The 23,891-nt window shown below is 36.2% G+C and carries 17 protein-coding genes; all 17 read left to right on the top strand.

Annotated elements, in window-relative coordinates; translation table 11 throughout:
* Positions 1 to 339 precede the first annotated feature (339 nt).
* The 17 genes from secA to HMPREF0634_RS04010 all read left to right on the top strand — a co-directional run bounded on the left by secA (position 340) and on the right by HMPREF0634_RS04010 (position 23,730).
* Positions 340 to 2,613, top strand: a complete 2,274-nt coding sequence (gene secA / locus HMPREF0634_RS04090; RefSeq protein WP_007789251.1) for a preprotein translocase subunit SecA — start codon at positions 340 to 342, stop codon at positions 2,611 to 2,613.
* A gap of 17 nt (positions 2,614 to 2,630) precedes the next feature.
* On the top strand, positions 2,631 to 3,995 hold the full coding sequence (locus HMPREF0634_RS04085) for a DUF5009 domain-containing protein (protein WP_040565737.1): 1,365 nt from the start codon (positions 2,631 to 2,633) through the stop codon (positions 3,993 to 3,995).
* Between the two features lie 13 nt (positions 3,996 to 4,008).
* On the top strand, positions 4,009 to 5,313 hold the full coding sequence (locus HMPREF0634_RS04080) for a phosphatidylinositol-specific phospholipase C/glycerophosphodiester phosphodiesterase family protein (protein ID WP_040565746.1): 1,305 nt from the start codon (positions 4,009 to 4,011) through the stop codon (positions 5,311 to 5,313).
* 230 nt (positions 5,314 to 5,543) lie between these two features.
* Positions 5,544 to 7,436: an N-acetylmuramoyl-L-alanine amidase gene (locus HMPREF0634_RS04075; RefSeq protein WP_007789216.1), complete on the top strand. Its 1,893-nt coding sequence runs from the start codon at positions 5,544 to 5,546 to the stop codon at positions 7,434 to 7,436.
* A gap of 151 nt (positions 7,437 to 7,587) precedes the next feature.
* Complete coding sequence (locus HMPREF0634_RS04070) at positions 7,588 to 8,694, top strand: cell wall-binding repeat-containing protein (RefSeq protein ID WP_007789213.1); 1,107 nt, start codon at positions 7,588 to 7,590, stop codon at positions 8,692 to 8,694.
* Positions 8,695 to 8,770: 76 nt separating this feature from the next.
* Positions 8,771 to 9,433 (top strand): sugar transferase, encoded by a 663-nt coding sequence (locus HMPREF0634_RS04065; protein WP_007789210.1) that lies wholly within the window; start codon positions 8,771 to 8,773, stop codon positions 9,431 to 9,433.
* Between the two features lie 14 nt (positions 9,434 to 9,447).
* A complete protein-coding gene (locus tag HMPREF0634_RS04060) occupies positions 9,448 to 10,227 on the top strand; it encodes a glycosyltransferase family 2 protein (protein ID WP_007789202.1) in 780 nt (259 codons plus the stop codon).
* 39 nt (positions 10,228 to 10,266) lie between these two features.
* Positions 10,267 to 11,079: a glycosyltransferase family A protein gene (locus HMPREF0634_RS04055; RefSeq protein ID WP_007789215.1), complete on the top strand. Its 813-nt coding sequence runs from the start codon at positions 10,267 to 10,269 to the stop codon at positions 11,077 to 11,079.
* 9 nt (positions 11,080 to 11,088) lie between these two features.
* Entirely contained in the window at positions 11,089 to 12,276 is a 1,188-nt protein-coding gene (locus HMPREF0634_RS04050) for a CDP-glycerol glycerophosphotransferase family protein (RefSeq protein ID WP_007789237.1), read from the top strand.
* Between the two features lie 22 nt (positions 12,277 to 12,298).
* Entirely contained in the window at positions 12,299 to 13,420 is a 1,122-nt protein-coding gene (locus HMPREF0634_RS04045; RefSeq protein WP_050786352.1) for a hypothetical protein, read from the top strand.
* A 12-nt stretch (positions 13,421 to 13,432) separates the two neighbouring features.
* Positions 13,433 to 14,197 (top strand): glycosyltransferase family 2 protein, encoded by a 765-nt coding sequence (locus tag HMPREF0634_RS04040; protein WP_007789228.1) that lies wholly within the window; start codon positions 13,433 to 13,435, stop codon positions 14,195 to 14,197.
* 61 nt (positions 14,198 to 14,258) lie between these two features.
* Positions 14,259 to 15,359 carry a glycosyltransferase gene (locus HMPREF0634_RS04035; protein ID WP_007789244.1) on the top strand — a complete coding sequence of 367 codons (1,101 nt, stop codon included), beginning with the start codon at positions 14,259 to 14,261 and terminating at the stop codon, positions 15,357 to 15,359.
* Between the two features lie 100 nt (positions 15,360 to 15,459).
* Positions 15,460 to 16,905, top strand: coding sequence for a polysaccharide biosynthesis protein (locus HMPREF0634_RS04030; RefSeq protein WP_007789217.1), 1,446 nt, complete (start codon positions 15,460 to 15,462; stop codon positions 16,903 to 16,905).
* 11 nt (positions 16,906 to 16,916) lie between these two features.
* Positions 16,917 to 18,476: a murein biosynthesis integral membrane protein MurJ gene (gene murJ / locus HMPREF0634_RS04025; protein ID WP_007789224.1), complete on the top strand. Its 1,560-nt coding sequence runs from the start codon at positions 16,917 to 16,919 to the stop codon at positions 18,474 to 18,476.
* Between the two features lie 131 nt (positions 18,477 to 18,607).
* Positions 18,608 to 19,837: a C40 family peptidase gene (locus HMPREF0634_RS04020; RefSeq protein WP_007789226.1), complete on the top strand. Its 1,230-nt coding sequence runs from the start codon at positions 18,608 to 18,610 to the stop codon at positions 19,835 to 19,837.
* A gap of 309 nt (positions 19,838 to 20,146) precedes the next feature.
* Positions 20,147 to 22,291 (top strand): family 10 glycosylhydrolase, encoded by a 2,145-nt coding sequence (locus tag HMPREF0634_RS04015; RefSeq protein ID WP_007789200.1) that lies wholly within the window; start codon positions 20,147 to 20,149, stop codon positions 22,289 to 22,291.
* An 89-nt stretch (positions 22,292 to 22,380) separates the two neighbouring features.
* The gene (locus HMPREF0634_RS04010) at positions 22,381 to 23,730 is read left to right on the top strand and encodes an alanine/glycine:cation symporter family protein (RefSeq protein WP_007789255.1); all 1,350 of its coding nucleotides are present in this window, start codon (positions 22,381 to 22,383) and stop codon (positions 23,728 to 23,730) included.
* The last annotated feature ends 161 nt before the right edge of the window (positions 23,731 to 23,891 follow it).

Here is a 23,891-nt window from a genome sequence, read left to right as displayed (position 1 = left end):
AGAGGTTGCCTATCAACCTCTACTTTTTTGTGAGAAATACCTAATAAGAAATGTAATTCTTTTAAGTAAGTATATTATACAATAAGTTATGAAAAATGTCTAATAGTTTTTGTGAAAATCTAATTTTAATGGTATAATATAGAAGTCGAAGTAGGTAAATTTACTGAAAGTGGGTAAATAAGACCTGTAGAAGAAGATTATTAGGGGGATAAATTAGCCCTATTTGATATAAAAATTGAAATATAAGGAGTAAATAATGTCAGTTTTAGATTCGTTTTTAAGTAAAAAAGATGATGCAGAAATAAAAAAATAAATAAGATTGTAGATAAGATAGAGGCAATGGAAGATGAAATATCTTCTCTTCCAGATGAGGAACTTAGAAATAAGACTCAGGCCTTCAAAGATAGGTTAAATGAAGGGGAATCGATTGATGATGTATTAGTAGAGGCCTTTGCTGTTGCCAGAGAGGCTTGTAAGAGAGTCTTAGGTATGAGACAGTATAGGGTTCAGTTGATAGGAGGTATAGTCCTACACCAGGGTAAGATAGCAGAGATGAAGACTGGTGAAGGTAAAACCCTAGTTGCTGTGGCTCCTTGCTACTTAAACGCCCTATTAGGCAAGGGAGTCCATGTAATCACAGTAAATGACTACCTGGCTGAGCGTGATGCCAATACAGTTAGGCCGGTTTTTGAATTTTTGGGTATGACAGTTGGTACTATCATAACTGGACAGGATCCAAATACTAGAAGGTTCCAATATAATTGTGATGTATCCTATGGTACCAACTCAGAGTTTGGATTTGACTACCTAAGAGACAATATGGTTAAAAATATTGAAGCTAAGGTTCAGAGCAAACTTTACTACTGTATAATAGATGAGGTTGACTCAATACTTATAGATGAGGCGAGAACTCCCTTGATTATATCAGGTGAGGGTGAAGCAATTAGTGACCTATATTATCTTGCTGATGATTTCGTAAAAACTATTGATGAAGAGGACTATGACCTTGATGAAAAGGAACACACGGTATCCTTGACTGAATCAGGTTTTAGGAAGGCTGAGAATTTCTTTAAGATAAGGACTATCACAAATTTAAATAATATGGCCATCTACCACCATATCAACCAGGCTCTTACAGCCCACAAGTTGATGGACCTTGATGATGACTATGTAGTCAAGGATGGAGAAGTGTTTATAGTTGATGAATTTACAGGTAGAATAATGGATGGTAGGAGGTTTTCTGATGGTCTTCATCAGGCTATAGAGGCCAAAGAAAAGGTTGAAATCAAGTCTGACAACAAGACTATGGCAACTGTTACCTACCAGAACTTCTTTAGGATGTACGAAAAACTGTCTGGTATGACAGGTACAGCCAAAACTGAAGAAAATGAATTTGAACAAACTTACAATATGAATGTTGTACAGATACCTACAAATAAGCCAGTAATAAGGGCGGACTTAAACGATAAGGTATATTCAACAGAAAAAGAAAAGTTTGATGCTGTTGTAGAAGAGATAATAAGAGTCCACAGTACAGGTCAACCAATGTTGATAGGTACTGCTACTGTCGAAAAATCAGAAATCTTATCAAGACTCTTGACAAAGAGGGGGGTAAAGCATGAAATACTAAATGCTAAGAATGATAAGAAAGAAGCAGAAATAGTTGCCAAGGCCGGTATGATTGGAAATATTACGATAGCTACCAATATGGCTGGTAGGGGTACGGATATCAAACTGGGTAATGGTGATAAGGAAATAGAAGACCAGGTTAAGGAATTAGGTGGTCTATATGTTCTAGGTACTGAAAGACATGAGTCTCGTAGAATAGACAACCAGCTAAGGGGACGTTCTGGTAGACAGGGTGACCCAGGTGTTTCCAGGTTCTATGTAAGTATAGAGGATGAAATTATCAAGTTATATGGTGGTGCTGCCATCAAAAAATTAAGCAAGAAGCTAAAGCCAGATGAACATGGGGCCTTATCTAGTAGGGCCCTAACTAGGGCAATAGAAAATGCCCAAAAGGGTATAGAAGGTAAGAATTTTGAACAGAGAAAAGATGTATTAAAGTACGATAATGTAATAGACAAGCAGAGAAAGGTCATCTATGGTGAAAGAGACAATGTACTAATGGGTGTTGACCTAAGAGATACTATAATGCAGATGGCTAGGGATACAGTTGTTGAAAGTGTTGAAAAGTATATTGACGTAAAGCCAAGAAACTATTTCAACTATTTCAAGAGTCTTTACACTGCTTTTATGCCAGAAGGAACATTGTTGATACCTGATATAGCCAATATGACTAGGGACGAGGTAATCGACAATACTATGGAAATTGTTAAAAGGGTATATGAATTGAAGATGATGATGGTTCCAGAATATGAACTTGCCCAACAGGAAAAAGAAATACTACTAAAGGTAGTAGATACTTACTGGGTTGACCACATAGACTTGATGGACCAGATGAGACAGAGTGTGGGTCTAGTCTCCGTAGCCCAAAAGGATCCTGTTAAGGAGTATACGATAGAGGGCTACAAGATGTTTGAATCCTTAAATAGAAAGATTAGGAGAGAAACATTAAAATTTGTATTTACCTTTGACGAAGAAGATGAATAAATGAAGGTGATATTATAATGTATGTAAATGATGTGGAAGAATTTGCTCTGAAGACTTATATACGTAAGTACTTGAAGATTATTAAAAATTTATATTTGGATAAAAAGGCAAAGGACCAAGAATATGCCTATATGAGGGTAGGTGCCATTGATGTATTGAGGGGTATCTTTGTAGTAGCAGCCCTATTTATAATTAACCAGGGTATGGAATCTGCAGTTTCAAGCAACTTGTCAATTTCTACCTGGCATGGTATGACCTTTGCAGATCTTGTACTTCCCTATTTTGTACTAATAATGGGCATGTCCATACCATTTTTTGTAAAGAAAAACTATGCTGATGGAGACTTGATTATAGACATAGTAAAGAGGGTTTTTGTCAGGTTTGTAATCATATTTGTCATAGGGATCTTGTATTCTGTGATTTTTATGGAGGGAAGGGATAGTATCAGGCTGACTGGACCATACCAACTCTTGGCCGTAGATTATTTGTTGGTGGCCCTGGCCTATATTGGGCTTTTGAATCTTAAGATTAAAAACAATGCCTTAACATATGTTTTCTTGATTATGGCCATCCTGGTATCTTGCATTATGACCCTTATAGCCTTTATAAATGGTTATTCTATGGATAAAAGTGCATTCATTGGCATAGATAGGTCGGTTTTAGGTGGATTTATGAGCAAGTCCCTTGCCGACCCAGAGGGCTTGTTGGCAATCCTGGCAGCAAGTCCCTTGGGTATGATAGGTATATCTATTGCCTGCATTTTTAACAAAAAACCTATAAAAAACAAAAGATACAAAAAGTACACCAGACCTAGGATGGTAAATACATATGGTTTTAACAGGTCTAATTTATGGATAGATATTAAAAGTTGGTTGAATCCTAAATCTATAGGGTCAATCCTAAGTAACTACTATAGGATAAATGATGAACTAAAAAAATTGGTCAACTTGGCCTTATTATCTATACTGATGTTTATATTATCACATATCAGTCAGATATTCATACCTTTGAACAGGAATGTTTTTAGTTTGACCTTTGTCTTGCGGATGGCAGAATATATCTACTTTATTAGTATGTTAACCTACCTTTTATGCGATATTGTTGGTCTAAGTTTTGGCACTAGTCTATTGAAGAGGGTAGGTTTGAACGCAGTAGCTATAATTCTTTTAGATACTGCCGTACATGAGTTGATCAAATTCATACATATAAAGTCTATTTATACAGCGACTTGGTTGCCATTTAATAATTGGTTCACAACTGACTTTATACTGCCGATAACCGGTACTGATTATGCATCAGCAATTTATTCAGTATTTATAACGGTAATTTGGGTATTACTTTTTAACTTATTGGAAAAGTATAAATTGAAGATTAATATATGATAGTGGGGGGCTTATGTTAGAAAAATTTAATACGGAAATTGCTAAAAATAGGGTTAGAAAAGCCTTGATTCTATTGATTTCCCTAATATTGATCTTGGCCTTATTTAGGTTGCTTCACTACCATCAGAGTCAGAGGAAGATTATAAGTGAATACAAGAACACAAATATAAGGGAAAGATTAATTACCAATAATAAGGTTGCTCAAATGAATAAACCTTATAAGATTAATAATGGTATAGTATACGTTCCCTTGTTAGAGTTGTGCAATAATTTTGGGACTAAAATTGAATACAAGTTCCTGCCTTTTGGAGAAGTAGAAGTTAAGTATAAAAAATATACCTACTATCTAAAGAGGGGGTCTAATGAAGTTAGGTTTGCTAAAAATAAGGATGTCCTAAAGATGGACGGTGTAATGGAATATATGGAAGATACCATATACGTTCCCCTAGACTTTATCTATAAGGTCTTAGATGTCAATGTAGTCCAATCAAGTGATAGGACTGTATATATGGATAACTATCCTAAAAAATTTAACTATTCTTGGGTTGGTGAGAACAGGTATATAGCACATGCCATGGGTGGCGTTGATGGCAACTCCTATACCAATTCCAAGCAGGCTATGATATCAAGTTACAAGAGGGGTTTGAGAGTTTTTGAGGCCGATATGTCCATGTCCTCTGATAATGAATTGATACTCTTACATTCCTATGATAGACAGGGTTTGTCGGAACTGGCACTACCTCTTTCTTGGGCAAATACTAAACCGACTAAGAAGGAATTCTTGAGTGAAAAGATATTGGGTAAGTATGATACTCTGGCCTTGGACAACGTAGTAGAATTTATGAAAGAACATAAGGATGTATACCTGGTAGTAGATCTTAAGACAAATGACATCAAGAGTGTCGAGCAGGCTTATAAAAAACTTGTTGATACTTTTAAAAAGATAGACCCATCATCTTTGAATAGGGTAATACCACAGATATACTATGAAGAGATGTACAAGCCTGTAATGAATATATACGACTTTAAGTCTATGATATTCACGACTTATAGGCTAGAGGAATTAGAGGTAAATAGGATTGTTGATTTCTCATATGAACACGGTATAAAGATTGTTGCAGCCAATAAGTTTAAATTCTCGGCTGATTTGACTAAAAAATTAGTAGATAGGGATATCAGCCTATATATGTATACATATAATGATCAGAATAAGGTTAACTCCCTAAGGAATAGCTACGTGAGTGGTTTCTATACAGACTTCCTACCAAAAGAGGTAATAAATAGGGATGCTAATGGCAAGGTTGTTGTAAAGAAATAAGAACTATATTAGGATAGGATGCTTTACTTATGACTTAGCTAACAGATAAAAATTTAATTAGAAAGCATTGTAAAGACCGAATATTTAATTGGTGAATAAAAAACCAAATTATAATATATTCGGTCTTTTTAATAAAATAGGTTACAAAATGTAACTTTTGTGGTATAATAAAGAAGTATTGATTTGCTCATTTATTTAAGTAATATAGAATGTTTTTGGGGAGGTAATGGATGAAAGTTTTTTTGAAAAGAATTATGGCAATGACACTAGCTGTGACTATCTTGGCTGCTTTAACACCATATAGTCTTGCAAATGAAGTAAATGCCAGTGATACTGGTTCAAAAATAGAAGCAAGCAGTTCTAATAATGGATCAGAAGACCAGTCTGGAGTAATGAAAATTAAGCTTGGGGTGGCCAAGTTAGACCAGGATGGAAATGTAAGTGAATATCTTGACGCTGAGGAAGGAGACCTATCATATGAGGAAAAATTGGATTCCAACTATGCTAAGTCTAATGCAAACGTGTCATATTTATATGGTAGTGATAGGTATGAGACATCTATCCAGGTTAGTAAGGCCTCTTATCCAAATGGGGCAGATACAGTAGTTTTGGTAAATTCATCAAACGCTATTTATGGTTTAATTGCAACTCCATTTGCCAGTTTGAATAAGGCACCGATATTATTGACATCTGCAAAAGCTATTAAACCATCAGTATTAGATGAAATAAAGAGGTTAAAGCCTAAGAGAGTATACATGATTGGTGATACTAGCCATATTTCCAAGGGTATTTCTAATGTTATTAAGGCCAATACAGGAGCTGAGATGGCAAGAATTTTTGGTAAGAACCCAAGTGACTTATCAGCAGCTGTAGCAGAAAAGATATCTTCAAGTCGTAAGGTGAACACAGCCTACCTTGTAAGTACTGAATATGGTGTGGCCGATGCCCTATCTATATCTTCAAGGGCAGGAAGCACTATGGCACCAGTCTTGGTTGCAAGTAAGAACTATGTTAACAGTGGTGTTTATAACTACCTAAAAAATTCTGCTGATAATGTATACTATATAGGCGGCCAGGATTCTATATCAAACAGTCTTATTAATAAGATTAGCTCAGTGGTTAGAAATGGTGGCCAGGCCAACAGAATATATGGTAATGACAGGTACCAGACAAATATAAAGGTTATAAATAAGTTTTATAGAAATAGTGATATCACCAGTCTGATAGTCACAAAGGCAGAGAATAACGGCTTAATAGATACAGTAAGTGCAGGACCATTTGCAACATTGAAATCGTGTCCTATACTGATAACACATAGGAATAAGCTGGCAGTAGCATCTCAGAATTTTTTAAATAAAGTACAGGGAAATGCAATCTATCAGATTGGTGGAGGAATAAGTGCTAGTGTAACTAACCTGATTAAGTCTGGTTTTCAATCGGCTCCTACAGGTAGCGGTACAATAGAAACTAATCCTAAACCGGAAGATAAGTCTAAGGAAAAGCCTAATAAAAAACCAGGAAACAATGGTGGTGATAATAATGTTACACCAAGTAAAGGTATTAAGGGAAAGACTATAGTAATAGATCCAGGTCATGGAGGTAAGGATTCAGGTGCAGTTGGGCTAAATGGTTACAAGGAAAAAGACTGGACCCTAAAGACAGCCCTAGCATGTGCTGATTACCTTACAAAGGCTGGAGCTGACGTAGTAATGACCAGGAAGAATGATACCTACCCTACACTTCAGGATAGGGCAGATATCTCTAATAATAGCAAGGCAGTCTTATTCTGTAGTATTCACTACAATAAGGGCGGAGATGTAATAAATCCGGACACTGGAGAACAGAGTGGTAATGGTGTAGAAGTATATACAGGTGAAGGTAGCTTTGCTCAAAATACTGCTAAGAAGGTATTAAATAGCATATTATCTAAGTTTAATATGAAAAATAGGGGAGTAAAGGATGGTACCCACCTATATGTAATCTCAAATACTCTTGCACCAGCGATTTTAGTGGAAGGTGGATTTATGTCTAATTCACATGATGTAAACCAGCTAAAATCAGATGAGGCACTTAGGACAATGGGTATACAAATAGCCAAGGGTATAATTGCTGCTTTTAATTAATAGTTTTAAATAAGATATATGGAGAATTATAAAAGTTCTCTATATATCTTTTTTTCTTTACAAGCTTTGCACAAATTTTCAATATATAGTATAATAGTGTAGTGAGTGAAACTGTGTTTATTTCACACAAAATAGAGCAGGAGAATTAAGTATGAAAAAGATTATAAAATATACAGCACTTATACTTATATTTTTAATTATATATATAGGCGGCGGAAAACTGCTTGATAAGTTATACTTTGATAAATTTGATATAGTTGACTATACGGGTGATACCAGGTATGATACTGTAAATACGGTTGTTGACAAACGATTTAAAAAGGCTGATACAGCCATAGTGGTAAATACTGAAATGATAGACCAGATAGTATCCATAGCACCTTATGCCTATAACAATAAATATCCGGTATTTTATATAGAAAGCTATACTATAAAGAAGCCTGTATATGATCAAATGAAGAAACTAGGAGTCAAGAAGGTAGTCCTAATAGGAGGAATAAATAGTTTAAATAAGAGGGTTGAGAGGTCTTTTAAGAGGAATGGATATAAGGTAGATCGGCTAATAGAGAGCAATGCTACAGACCTTTCCATAAAACTTGCTAGCATGATGGCTGACAAGAAAAAAGTTGATGCAGTGGCTCTAGTTAGTAACGATGTATTTGACTTACCAAATGCCATATCTTTTTCACCTTACGCACAGAAAAACAACATACCGGTGATAGTAATATCTGGTGGTGATGATGATGCAGCCAAGCTGAAAAAATATGTGGATAAGTATGGGGTCAAGAAGGCCTTTATAGTAACTAATAAAAATACCTTGAACAGGAATTTTAACAAGATTTTTGCCAGTTTGGTGAAAATAAGTGGAAGGGACAGGTATGAAGTTAATAGGAATATAATGGACCGCCTATATAAGAAGGGTAAAAAACTTTATGTCTCTAAGGGTGGGGAAGTCCTTCACAAGAGGTCTATAGCATCGGGTCAGTTGATAAATGCAATAGCAATTGCCCCACTGGCAGCAGATAACAATTCTCCATTACTTTTGATAGAGAATAATTATCTTGCAACTGCAGATGAAAAACTGGTTAAGGAGAGAAAATATACAGAACTCAACCAGGTCGGTTTTAAAATTGAAAGAAGAAACTTCTTTAATATAGAAAGATTCAAAGTAACTACTACAATACTTTTGGTTTTACTGGCATTATTCATGACAGTAAGGGTTTTTCTTACAAAGAAGTCGTTTGATATTGATTTGTAAGAATACAAAGTTTTGGAATAATATAGGCTGGTGTACGCAATAAATTAGCGTATCAACTGCTGAAGGGAGGATAATGATGTCTCTAAACAAGTACGGTGGAGATGACGTAGAACTAAAAGAGTATATTGATACCATAGATTACACTATAGTAAAGGGTGGTAAGGGCCTGGAACTATGTCAGAGGATAGTTGATATAGTACTGAGTTTCTTAGCCATGATAATAGGGATACCGGTAATATTGATAGCAGGTATTTTTATAAAATTAGAGGATAAGGGACCTATCCTTTACAAGCAGGAGAGGCTGGGAAGACACGGTAAGGAATTTTATGTTTACAAGCTTAGGTCAATGAGGACTGATGCTGAAAAATTTGGGGCCCAGTGGGCTGAAAAAGATGACCCAAGGGTAACCAAGGTTGGGAAATTTATAAGAAAGACTAGGATTGATGAAATACCCCAGTTATTTAATATCTTTAAAGGGGATATGGGTATTATTGGACCTAGACCTGAAAGACCAGGCTTCACCAAGGAATTTGAAGAAACATATGGGCATTTTGTTTACAGGCTGGCTATAAAACCAGGACTGACAGGATGGGCCCAGGTAAATGGGGGTTATGAAATAGACCCAGGAGAAAAGCTAAAGTACGATATCTATTATATAAAAAACAGGAGTCTACTTTTGGATATAAAGATAGTCTTTATGACTGTTAAGGTTATTTTTACAGGTGACGGAGCAAGATAGAAGGGGATTTTTAAATGAACGAGATGGAAAAAGTATATACTAACAAGTTGGTTTCGGTCATTATGCCTGTATATAATGCCGAGAGATACTTGGAAGAAACTTTAGATAGTGTCTTAAGCCAAACTTATGAAGATATAGAAATTATTTGTGTGGATGATATGTCTAACGATAGGTCTAGGGATATTTTAGAAAAATATAAGGAAAAAAGTGAAAAAGTTAAGGCTATATATTTGATGGAAAACGCTGGGGTAGCAAATGCAAGAAATGTAGCCATACAAAATGCTAAGGGCAGGTTTATTGCCTTTTTAGATAGCGATGACGTTTGGTTACCTGAAAAAATCAGCCGTCAAATAGACTTTATGTTGGAAAACAAATATGAGTTCACTTTTACCAGCTACAGGTTTATGGATGCAGATAGCAAGCTAATGAATACTGTGGTAGAGGCCAAGGAAGAATTGGACTACAACAAGTTGTTAAAGCATAATGCCATAGCCTGCTTGACAGTAGTAATTGACAGAAATTACGTTAAGGAAATTGTCATGCCAAAAACCAGGCATGAAGACTATGCTGCATGGTTAAGGATACTGAAGCAGGGTCACAAGGCCCATGGATTAAATGATCTTCTGGCCCTATATAGGACAAGGCAGAATTCACTTTCTGGTAATAAATTAAAGGCGGCTACTTGGACTTGGAATATCTTAAGAAATGAAGAAAAATTAGGCCTTCTTAAATCCTTGTACTGTTTTACAAACTATGCTTTAGTAAATATATTTAAGCATTTTTTGTCTAAATAGTGGGCCTGTTCTTAAAGTGAGGAAGAAGGGAAGTATATTATGAAATTCAGTTTATTGTTGGGTACATATGGTTCCAGGTTAAAGGAACTGGATGTATTGTTTGATAGCCTAGATAGACAAACATATAAGAACTTTGAAGTTATAGTAGGTTCACAGACTAACTTCAAAGAGATAGATGAAATACTTAAAAAACACACTTTTGAATACAAGCATATCGATGCAGGTGGCATAGGCTGTTCTGTAAGCAGGAATGCAACTATGGATTATTGTACAGGGGATGTATATACCTTTACCGATGATGACTGCTGGTATGCAGACAATACCTTGGAGATAGTAAAGAAGCATTTTGAAAAATACAATCCAGATATAGCTATTTTTCAAAACTTTGATCCAATAACTAAGAAGTCTACTGCAGACTATCCAAAGGAACCTATTATGGGTATATCCAGGAGGCAGACATTAAAGCAGCTTACACTAGATATGTGGTTTAATGCCCACCAGTTAGACCCTATGACTCATAGGTTTGATGAGAGATTTGGTATAGGGAAAAAGTACAATTCAGGTGAAGAAAATATATTTATAATGGATGCCTACAATGAGGGCAAGAGAAAGATGTATTATTTTCCAGTTGTTGTATCCTACCATCCTTACAAGAGGGTTAATTATACCGATGCAGAATCAATTTTAGGTAAGGGGCCACTTTTCAAAAGATTGTTTGGTGGTTTTACGGGCTTTATACTATTTATAGCCTTTGGTTTTAAGAAAATGAGGATTATAAAGGATAGCAATGATGGAAAATTCTGGGGAATATTTATGTCAGCTATCAAGGAACAACTAAAATTTAGGGTTTAGGGTGGTATTATGAGTCTGGTTGAAAAAATAGTTAGACTAAGCAAAAATTCCTTGGATATGCTGGTCTATAATAGTAAAGTCAATAAATATAGGGAAGAAGACAAGTATAAAAATATGTGGCTGATATCTGAAAGAGGGGTGGAAGCTAAGGATAACGGCTATGTTTTTTTCAAGTATTTGAGGGAAAATCATCCTGAGATCAATGCATGGTATGTAATAGATTCTTCTCATAAGAAGGACTATGACAGGGTCAAAGACCTTGGGAATATCATAGAATTTGGCAGTGAGGACCATAAGATAGCCTTTCTACTATGTGAATATGCAATATCATCACATCTTGGTTTTTTAGAGCCTTGGAGTTACAAACTTTACAAGCTCCTATTAGATAGGAAGGACAAGAAGAAGTTTGTTCTTTTACAGCATGGTGTCATACTTAGTGACTTGAGCATGTATTACAATGCTTCTACTAAGATAGACTTGTTTATAACTACGACCAAGCGTGAATATGAGTCTATATGTGGACCTAATTATGGCTTTGATGATGGAGTAGTTGTAAGGACAGGTATTGCAAGATATGACAGGTTAAATGACTTCAAGACAAAAAAGCAGATTCTCTTGATGCCTACGTGGAGGCAGACTATAATAACTCCTTCATATAAGAATCAGGATAATTTAGATATGACTAGCTTCTTGGCTTCTGATTATTTTAAGTCACTAAATTCTTTGATTAATAACAGGAAAATATTGGACCTATTGGAAAAGTATGATAGGGACCTGATCTTCTATCCTCATTTTGAAATGCAACCCTACAAGGGGGCCTTTGATAATGACAATAGGAGGGTTATTTTGGCTGACAAGGATGACTATGATGTCCAAACCTTGTTGAAGGAGTCAGAGCTATTGATAACAGATTTCTCATCTGTAGCCTTTGACTTTGCCTATATGAAAAAACCCCTTATATACTACCAGAAGATAAAGGACGATAAGTATGCACCAGGTTATTTTAGCTATGAGGATGATGGTTTTGGCAAGGTGATTTTGGATGAAGAATCTCTAGTTAGTAAGCTAGCAGACTACTTTGAAAATGACTTTAGGATGGAAGATATTTATGCTCAAAGGGTTGAAGAATTTTTTGATCTTAGGGATGGGAAAAATTGTGATAGAATTTTTGAAGCTATACTTAATTTAAAGAAATAGTTTATACTAAGGGAGTAGTTTGATGTTAAAAGATAAATGGAGAAATTTATTTGGTATCATCATAGTCTTTATGGCTGTATTTAAGTTTTATGGGGACTTTTTTGATATGAATTCTTTTTCTAGGTACATAATGGTACTTAGTTTAGGTTTATCAACGATAATGATAGCAACAGATATAAGAAAATTTAATATTACACATTTATTGTTTTTACTAGTGGCTGGTATCCAGTTTCTAATGTCAAAAAACATCACTATGGCCTATGTATACTACTTATGTCTAGGCCTATATACATGTGATTTTAGGCTCATGGTAAAGTGGTTTATGGTTTTTAATGCCATATTCTTTTCTGTATACCTGGTTAGTAACCTACTTGGTATACACCCGACTGAATACTTGGAAGGTAGGAATGATTTTGGTTTTGGTAATCCAAACTCATCATTTATATGTATGTTCCTGGTCTGGTCTTCTTACTTTTACTATGTATTTTACAGCAAGAGGAGGGTAGACTTTCTTGTCCTATTCCTAATGGCGTTTTTGATGTATTCTCAGACTATAACAAGGACAGGCTTGCTGACAGCTATTGTAACAGTAATTGCCTTTTTGATTTTAAGGAAGATAGATGTAAGGAAGAAGAGGAACGCCTTATTAATAGGTATATTTCCAGCCTTTATGTCTATATTGAGCATAGTGATAGCCTTGTTTGGAAGTGGCAATTATTATTTGAATAGGGTCTTATCACATAGACCCCTATACTGGCATTCATATATTACCCATCCTACTAGTGGGATCAACTTGTTTGGTTATACACCAAATATCAGGGATATCCTATTTTCGCAGAGAATGCCCCTGGACAGTGGTTATATTTGGACCCTATATAGTATGGGACTTATAGTATTTATAGTAGTTATAGCTTTTATATGCCTTGCTATGTATAACTTATGCAAGGAAGGCCAGAAGGACAAGGTACTTTTACTTGTAAGTATTTTGACCTACTGCTTTGCAGAGAGTATCTTGGTAGATATTGCTAGTAATATAAGTATTATATTACTAGTTTATGGTATATCTAAGTTTGATATTAGAAAAGCAAGTTTAAATAAATTGAAATTACATAGACCTAAAAAGCTTAGGAAGAAAATTGGTTAGGAGTTAGATATCATGAAGGAAGGTTTGGTATCAATAATAATACCCGTATATAATGCAGAAGACTTTCTGATAGAAACTATAGAATCTGTCCAGGCACAGACCTATAAAAATTGGGAGTTATTATTGGTAGACGATTGTTCAACGGATTCTTCAGGCGACCTTATAGAGGCAAAGGCTAAAGAAGATGATAGAATTAAATATATAAAATTAGAAAAAAATTCTGGAGCAGCCGTTACTAGGAATATCGGACTTTCAGAGGCTAGTGGAAGGTATGTGGCCTTTTTGGATAGCGATGATATTTGGAAACCAGAAAAGTTGGAGAGGCAGTTGAACTTTTTAGCTGAAAAGAAGGTTGCTTTCTGTTTTACCTCTTATAGGTACACTAATACGGATGGGACTCCAACCCACAAGGTTGCTAGGGCTCCAGAAAAGATAAACTACAATGGGCTTTTAAAGAATACAATTATAGGTTGTTCTACTGTCCTGATAGACAGGTACCTAATGGGAGATTTTAGGATGGTAAATGTTAGGCGTGGTCAAGATACGGCTACCTGGCTACATCTACTTAAGAGGGTGGACTATGCCTATGGTATATACGAAGACCTGGTATGGTATAGGATAGTCAAGGAATCCTTATCACACAACAAGTTCAACGCTATAAGGAGGACATGGAATACATATAGAAATATAGAAAAATTGAGTATATGGAAGGCCTCTTATGTATTCATATTCTATGCATATAATGCAGCAAAAAAGAGACTTAAGAAGGAAAAATAGCCTTGTTTAGTATTAATTAAGCATAAAGGCATAAAATAAATGGGTTAACTAGGAGGTTTATATGCCAAAGATTTGTTATTTAGCGGATGCTTCGAACCCTCATGTTAAAAAGTGGTGTGACTTCTTTTTAAAGAAGGGCTATGAGATAGAAATAATATCCCTAAATGGGGGGAGCATAGAAGGTGTGACGGTTCACAACTTTCAAACAAATGTAAATGAAGTCAGGAACAAGGGACTCTTTAGTAAGTTCAGTTACCTTAAACACAGGAAGGAAATCAAGGCCCTAATTGAGAAGATTAAACCTGATTTTTTACATGCCCAGTATGCTAGTTCCTATGGATTTTTGGGGGCCCTAATGGCTTATAGGCCTTATATACTATCAGTATGGGGTACGGACATATATGATTTTCCTAGAAAGGGTCTGCTTCAAAAGATGATTATTAAGTATAATTTTAAAAAAGCAGACTATATTTTTTCAAATAGTGTAGATATGGCTAGAGAGGCCAACCTATACACTAATAAAAATGTTTATATCACCTATTTTGGTGTTGATACTAATAGGTTTACACCTATGGATGAGGCCAAGGACGAAACCTATTTTACATTTGGCATAGTAAAAAGTTTAGAAAAGAAGTATGGTATTAAATACCTTATAGAGGCCTATGACAACCTTTACACTAAGTACCAGGGCCTTTACAAGGGGAAGAAGTTAAGGCTCATAATAGGGGGTAGTGGTCAAGAAGAAGCGACCCTTAAAGAACAAGTGGCCGGACTAGAATCAAGGGAATCAATAAGATTTCTTGGTAGGGTTCAACCTGATGTCATAGTGGCTACATACAACTCATGTGATATATGTGTTTTCCCATCTTTGAGGGAAGGATTTGGTGTGTCTGCAATTGAATCACAGGCCTGCCAGGTTCCGGTAATCATCACTAGGGTTGGTGGTCATCCGGAATCCGTAGAAGAAGGTCAAACAGGCTTGATAGTGGAATCAAAGTCTGCGGAGACACTTCTAGCTGCTATGGATAAGCTTATGACTGATGATAATATGAGATTAGCTATGGGTAAAAATGCAAGAGACTTTGTCGTGTCTACTTATAGGTTTGAGGATAACTTTGAGGATATATCCAAGCTATATGATATGGTACTGGAAAATAGATAGATTATACTTGCAAAGTCCGGTTGTTTTTACTGGAGCTTTATCTTGTATAATCATATGGTATATATGAAACTTTTATAAGTTTTTTCATGAAAGGTGAGGTATGGCGAAATTGTCGAGGGTGATGATAGTTGGTGCAGGTGAAGCTGGCCAGATGGTCATCAATGAAATTAATAAAAATAAGGGAAAATTAAATAGGCAGGTTGTTGCACTTATTGATGACAATGAGCAATTACTAGGTCAAGAGGTTTGTGGTAAGACAGTTGATGGTAGGGTAGATGATATACCAGACATCGTCAAGAAATTTATGGTTGATGAAATCATATTTTCTATAGCAAATATAAGCAACAAGAGGAAGAAGGAAATAATAGACATTTGCAGGGCTACGTCTTGCTATACAAAGACCATACCAAGCTTCTTGGAGATAATAGACGGTAAGGTAGATTTTAAGATAATCAGGGATGTAGAAATAGATGACCTTCTTGGAAGGGACCCGGTAAATCTAGACATGGACAAGATAAGGGGCTATATATCCCATAAGATCGTTATGGTTACTGGGGCAGGTGGTACTATAGGCTCTGAATTATGCCGACAGATATACAAGTATGGTCCTAGGAAGATAATACTGCTTGATAATTATGAAAACAATGTATATAATGTGCAACAGGAACTTTTGATGAAGTATGACCACCAGTTGGATATGGATGTAGTGATAGCCAATATAAGGGAGGAAAAGAGACTAGAAGAGATTTTTTCTAAGTACAGACCGGATATTGTCTTTCATGCGGCCGCCCACAAACATGTGCCCTTGATGGAGGCAAATCCTACTGAAGCAGTTAAAAACAATGTATTTGGTACACTAAACCTCCTAAAGATTTCAGATAAGTATGGTGTAAAGAAATTTGTTCTTATATCTACTGACAAGGCTGTTAACCCTACTAATATAATGGGGGCGACAAAGAGATTGGCAGAAAAATTGATCCAGATTTATAACGAAAATAGTCCTACAGACTTTGTAGCGGTTAGGTTTGGCAATGTATTGGGAAGTAATGGATCAGTAGTGCCACTTTTTAAGTCTCAAATCCAAGCGGGAGGTCCTGTAACTGTTACTCATAAGGATATAATTAGGTACTTTATGACTATACCTGAGGCAGTTGCCCTGGTAATGCAGGCAGGTGCCATGGCCTCTGGCGGGGAAATTTTTGTCCTGGACATGGGTGATCCAGTCAAAATAGATGACCTGGCAAGGAATATAATAAGGCTTAGTGGTTTTGAACCGGATGTAGATATAGATATAGTATACACAGGTTTAAGACCAGGTGAAAAGTTATATGAGGAGCTTTTAATGGCAGAAGAGGGCCTGAAAGTTACTGATCATAATAAAATTTTCATAGGCAAGCCACAGGAATTTAATAGGGACGAAATTTTTGGCCAACTGGAGGAGTTAAAGTTGGCTTCAGAAGATGAAGATGTCCCAAGAGTAATTAGTTTGATAAAGAAGTTAGTTGACAGCTACAAGAAACCTGAAGATGTCAACAAGTTAATATAGAGGAGAAAGTTATGTCAAAAGCAGCAAAGGCTACCGTCCTTTTGATGATAGTTACCATAGTTTCCAAGGTATTGGGTCTCTTTAGGGATAGTGTCTTGGCATCGGCTTATGGTACGGGAAAGTATGCCGCAGTATATTCAACTGCCAATAGTATATCTACAATACTCTTTGCAGTAATAGGTACGGCTTTAGCTACAAGTCTGATACCCCTTTACAATAAATTAGAAACCGAAGATTCTACTGAAAGGGCAATGGGATTTTTAAATTCAGTTGTTAATCTTGTGGTCATAGTCTGTCTAGCAATAGCGGGCCTAGGTATTATCTTTGCAGGTCCCTTGGTTAAGGTTTTTGCACCAGGTTATCAGGGAGATGTGTATACGCTATGTGTCCAGTACACTAGAATTTTGCTACCAAGCATAGTATTTGTTGGACTGGCTAACATATTTACATCCTACCTACAGATAAAAAAGAGGTATGTAATTCCAGGCTTTATAGGTATGCCTTACAGTGTAATTATAATAGTATCTATATTCTTAAGTTTGAAGACAAGTCCAATGGTCCTGGTAGTAGGTACACTTATAGCTATATCAGCCAAGGCTCTTTTTCAGCTTCCTTTTGTATATAAGGAGGGATACAGGTATAGGCCAAGGATAAACCTTCAGGATCCCGTTATGAAGGATATGATGATTCTTATACTACCAGTAGTTATAGGGGTAGGAGCCAACCAGATAAATTCAATAGTAGACAAGTCCTTGGCTTCTTTGTTGGGAACGGATGTAGTAGCATCTTTTAGCTATGCAATAAAGCTATATGAATTTGTTCAAGCCCTATTTATAACATCTATACTGGCTGTCATATATCCAAGGTTATCCAGTATGATAGTTTCTGAGAGGATGGATAGCTTTTTAAATAGCTTGAAAAAGACTATGAATGTAATAATAGTGGCTCTTGTACCTATAATTGTAGGTTGCATAGTACTTTCAAAACAGATAGTAGAAGTTCTTTTCCAAAGAAATGCCTTTACATCTAAGGATACAACTATGACGGCTAGCATCTTGTTAATATATGTAATTGGTATCCTGGCCTTTGCCCTAAGGGATGTCCTTACGAGGGGTTTTTATTCTATGGAAGATAGCAAGACCCCTATGATAAATAGTATCATATCTATAGTATTTAATATCAGTTTAAATTTGATACTGGTTAAACCACTAGGATATAAGGGACTGGCAATTGCTACTGCAGTATCGGCCTATATAGGTCTCTTCCTTTTCAATCGCAGTATGAAAAAGAAGATCGAGGGATACTCATCTAGGGACAATTATATAGTCTTTGCAAAAGCCCTTTTTGCTGCCTTAATAATGGGCCTAGGTGTAAAGTTGGTATATGGAATAGTAGGGGCGAGCCTGGTTGGTGGCCTATTATTAAAGCTTATAGCCCTGCTTTCAGCCGTAGGAGTGGGAGTAATCATATATGCAATAGTAATGCACTTCCTAAAGGTAGAAGAGTATGAAATGATTTTTGATATGTTCTTTGGAGTAGTAAAAAGAAAGATTAAAAAGTTACAGAAATAGTTAAAAATGTAAATATATATTAGTGTAGACAGGGTAAAAGTTACAAATTGTAATTTTTACCTTGCTTTATTTTCTTATTTATGATAGAATTGTATTTGTTGATGGATATATTTTAACTAAAGGAGGCAGAGATGCAGTTTAAAAAGAGAACGAGTAAGAAAATAATTGCCATAGCCTTAGCGACATTTGTTTTGTCATCTAGTGCTTTTATGTATACAGCTAATGTAAAGGCAGATGAACAAGTTGAAGAAATAACTAGCCAACAAACCGCTGAAGATAGCCAGACCACTAATGATGGTGCAGAAGCAGTTACTTCTGACACAGATAGTCAGGCATCTAATACACCAGAGGAAAGCCAGTTGGAAGTTACTCCAAATGAAAATCCATTAAAGGCAGCTAATAATGGTTCTAATGGATTTATAAAGGAAAATGGCAAGTGGTATTTTTACGTGAATAACGTACAGAAAAAGGGATGGATAGAGTACAAGGGTAACAAGTACTATATTATAAACACATATGAACTTCCACAAAATATGTGGAGGAAGATAAATGGAAACTTATACTACTTTAACAAAGATGGTATAATGATCAAGGACCAGAAGATAAGTATAGATGGTAAGGAATACCAGTTTAACAAGAATGGTCATATGGTTGACTTAGATTCTAGCAAAAAGTTAAATGAGGTAAGTGCTGAACAGCAGAAGCTATACGATTTAGGTCAGCAAACCCTAGTAGAGGCCGCTTCAAAAAAGAAGAATGGTGTACTATACGAAGCCGGTAAGTACTACAGGTACCAGGATGGCAAAAAGGTAAGAGGATGGTACAAGGAAAACGGCAAGTGGTACTATTTCTTAAATAGCTTTAATAGGGCAGAAAACCTATGGAGAAAGATTGATAACAACCTATACTATTTTGACCAAAATGGTGTGATGCTGACAAATACGACTACAAACATTAAGGGTATAACTTATAAGTTTAACAAGGGTGGTAGTCTTGCATCCAGCTCTTCTCAGATCAAGATAAACAAGGTTATTGAAGTTGCCAAGTCAAAGATTGGTTCTAACTATGTCTGGGGTGCCCAGGGGCCTAATACTTTCGACTGTTCAGGTCTTATGTTATATTCATTTAGTCATGGGGCAGGAATTACCCTACCAAGAGTATCTAAGGACCAGGCTACTGTAGGTACATATGTGTCAAGATCTGAATTAAGACCAGGAGACTTGATTTTCTGGGGTTCACCAGTTCATCATGTAGCCCTTTATATAGGTAATGGAAAGTATATACACGCTCCACAGCCAGGCTCAACAGTTACAATAGCTAACCTAGGTGGTTATACAACTGCAAGAAGAGTCATACAGTAAATATCAAGCTAATATATAGTTTGAAACATATAGGCAATTTAATCTATGAAAATATTGCGACTATAATCGACATTTACATGTTGCATTATAGTCGCATTTTTAGTAAAAAGAACTTTTATAACCAGTATGTAGTAGGAACTATAGATTTTGTATATAACACAAATATATATATTCAATTTATCTATAATTATTGTTTAATTGAGAATCTTATAGTAGTATATAAAGCATAACATTAATTATATATAAATAAATAATAGAATGTGGGTGTTTTACATACTGGCTAGTTGATGTTTTATTAGGAGGAAGAAAATGAAGAAGAAAATTTCTTTTGTAGCAACACTAGCTCTAGCCCTTAGCATGTTACTATCATCTATGGCTAGTTTGGGTCCGGTCAAGGCCCAAGATTCGGAAGTCAGGGCAGCATGGATATCTACAGTATTCAATATAGACTGGCCTTCAAAAGCTTCTTATGGTAATTCAGAAAAACAGAAGCAGGAGTATATAAGTCTACTAGACAGACTAAAGAATGTAGGAATAAACACCGTAATGATCCAGGTTAGACCGGAGTCAGATGCATTTTATAAGTCAAATATCAGTCCATGGTCGAGGTTTTTAACAGGCAAGCAGGGTAATGACCCGGGATATGATCCCCTACAGTTTATCTTAGAGGAATCTCATAAGAGGGGTATGAAGGTGCATGCTTGGCTTAACCCATACAGGGCCAGTATATATGATGATATTAGCTCCACATCACCATCAAATCCTATAAATACTCATAGGGATTGGGTAATCAAGTACCAGGGCAAGTGGTACTATGATCCTGGTAAGCCAGAAGTAACCAAGTATATATCAGATGTGGTAGCAGAGATAGTTGAAAATTATCAGGTTGATGGAATACATTTTGATGACTATTTCTATCCAGGTCCTGGTTTCCCAGATTCCAATACATTTAACCAGTATGGCAGTGGAAGTATAGACAACTGGAGAAGGGCCAACATAAACAATATGGTCAAGACAGTAAGGGATAGGATAAAGTCAATAAACTCTAATGTTGTCTTTGGTATTAGCCCAGCTGGTATATGGAGGAATTACAGCAATGATTCCAATGGCTCCAGAACTAGTGGGGGAGAGTCATATAATAAGCAATACGCAGATACTAGGTACTGGATTAAGAATGGTTTAGTAGACTATGTAGTACCTCAGGTATACTGGAGAATTGGGCATCCAAAGGCAGATTATGCTACATTGGTAAAATGGTGGTCCGACCAGGTGAGGGGTACAGGAGTAGACCTATATATAGGTCAGGGTATCTACAAGCATGGTCAAGATGAATACAATGGTGAAAATGTAGCAGCAGAAATCAAAAGTCAGATTAACTTAAATAGAAAGTATAAAGATATAAAGGGAAGCGTCTTCTTCTCTGCCAAGGATATAGTAAATATAGGACAGGTTGCAAACGACTTAAAGTCCCTATACACTACTACAAATCCTACTGACCAGCAACCAGACCCTAACAGGAGGTACCCATATCAAAATAAATTGTGGGGGGCCAATAGGGCAGAAACTGCTGTAAAAATCAGCCAGCAGGGTTGGAAAAATGGATCATCAACAGTAGTATTGGTAAATGGTAAAGACCTGATAGCTGGAGTGGTATCAAGTCCTCTAGCAGCAAGTTACAATGCCCCAATATTACTTAGCTATCCAAATAAACTCAGTGACAACACAATAAAGGAAATAAAGAGGCTAGGAGCCAGGAAGGTAATCCTTGTAGGCACAAATAACTTTGCAATCAACAGGGACCTTAAAAGCATAGAGGGAGAATTATCTAATGTGACTATAGAAAAAATATATAGTTCAGATATTGAAGTGGCATCTAGGCAAATTGCAGATAAGTTAGCACAAGATAAGCAGGTAGATACAGTCTACATAGCTAGTAAGGAAGCCCTAGTGGATGTTTTGTCAATAGCATCTAAGGCAGGTAAAAACAGGAATCCTATTATAGTTTCATCAAATAAGTCTATAAACCAGGATTCAATTAATTGGATAAAGAACAAGCAGGTTAAAAACATATATTTCATAGGTGGTCCGGATGTACTGTCAGACTCAGTAATAAATCAATTGGGCTCAGCCTTAAATATGAATCTAAGTTCAAACAGGATATATGGTAATGATAGAATTCAAACCAATACTAAGGTAATAGAAAAATTCTATACGAAATCATTCTCTCCAAAGGTATTTATAACTAGGAGTAATGCACCGATAGATGCTATTACAGTTAGTGCCTTTGCTCAGAAGTCTGATTCACCTATAGTGCTGGCATCATCTAGTGTTTCCCAGTACCAGAGAGATGTCCTATATCCAAGGAGTACAAGCCTTCTATACCAGATAGGAGGAGGTATAAATGCTAACTCATACAAAGAGATATACAATTTGCTTGAAGGTGTTATGCAGTAGCTAATTGAAATTTAAACACCCTCGAGTATAAAATTGGTATTATTCGTTATACGATTGATATAAATAAAATACAAGGGGGTGTTTTTTTAATGAATGATGCATTATTAAAAATCGTAGTTGCCATAAATGGTATACTATGGGGAAAAGTCCTATTGGTGATCCTAGTGGGATGTGGTATATTCTTCACTATTTCTTTGAAGGGTATACAGCTTAGGAAATTTGCCAAGGCTTTTAAACAGGCTTTTGGAGGATTTAGTTTGAGGGGAGAAAAGGCCGGTAAAGAGGGTATGTCATCATTCCAGTCTCTTGCAACGGCAATAGCTGCCCAGGTTGGTACAGGTAACCTGGCAGGTGCTGCGACGGCTATAGTTTCAGGTGGTCCAGGTGCAATTTTCTGGATGTGGATTAGTGCCTTTTTCGGTATGGCAACAATCTTTGCCGAAGCGGTTTTAGCCCAGTTATTTAAGAAAGAGGTAAATGGACAAGTGACTGGTGGTCCAGCCTACTATTTAAGGTATGGATTAAACAGTAAGTTCTTATCATCTTTTTTTGCAATCACAATAGTTTTGGCTCTTGGATTTATAGGTAATATGGTTCAGGCCAACTCTATAGGTACAGCTTTTGAATCAGCTTTCCATGTAAACCCACTAATAGTTGGTATTGTATTAGCAATCATATCTGGTTTTATCTTTGTTGGTGGTGTTGCTAGAATAGCTTCTTTCACAGAAAAGATAGTACCGATTATGGCATTCTTCTATATAATAGGAGGTCTTATAATACTTGTTATAATGGGTTCGGACACACTTGATGCTATTAGGCAAATTTTTGTGGGGGCCTTCAACCCAAGTGCAGTTCTTGGTGGTGCTGCCGGTGTAGCTGTTAAGGATGCAGTTAGATACGGTGTTGCCAGAGGTTTATTCTCTAATGAAGCAGGTATGGGTTCTACACCACATGCCCATGCAATAGCCAAGGTTGACGATCCTACTCAGCAGGGTCTAGTTGCTATAGTAGGTGTATTTATAGATACTTTTATAGTATTGAATGTAAGTGCCCTAGTTATTATAGCTACGGGTGCTAACTTATCAGGTGAAACAGGTATAGCAGTAACTCAGAAGGCCTTTGAGACAGGTTTTGGAGGGTTTGGTTTGGTCTTTGTTGCCATAGCCTTATTGTTCTTTGCCTTCTCGACTATAATCGGTTGGTACTTCTTTGCAGAAGCTAATATCAAGTACTTATTTGGTGAAAAGGGACTGACTCCATATAGGATAATAGTACTTGCCTTTATAGTTTTGGGTACATGTCTACGTGTAGACCTTGTTTGGGAGCTAGCAGATATGTTTAATGGTATCATGGTAATTCCTAACGTAATAGGTCTAATAGGCCTATCTAAGTTGGTTAAACAGGCTCTTGATAAGGCAGAAGATAACCATATCTTGTAGATGTGAGGTCTCCAATTAATTATTGTTAGAAAATTAAATTTAGATATTATCTTAAAAAATATTAACACTTTTACTTTGCTAAATACAAAATCGGGCCGACTTGATCTAGTGTCAAATACAGCCCGATTTTTTGTGTTGATTATTTTTTAGAAGTTATATTT

The organism is Peptostreptococcus stomatis DSM 17678, assembly GCF_000147675.1.
Taxonomy (GTDB): Bacteria; Bacillota; Clostridia; order Peptostreptococcales; family Peptostreptococcaceae; genus Peptostreptococcus; species Peptostreptococcus stomatis.
This window is presented reverse-complemented; position numbering and strand designations above follow the sequence as displayed.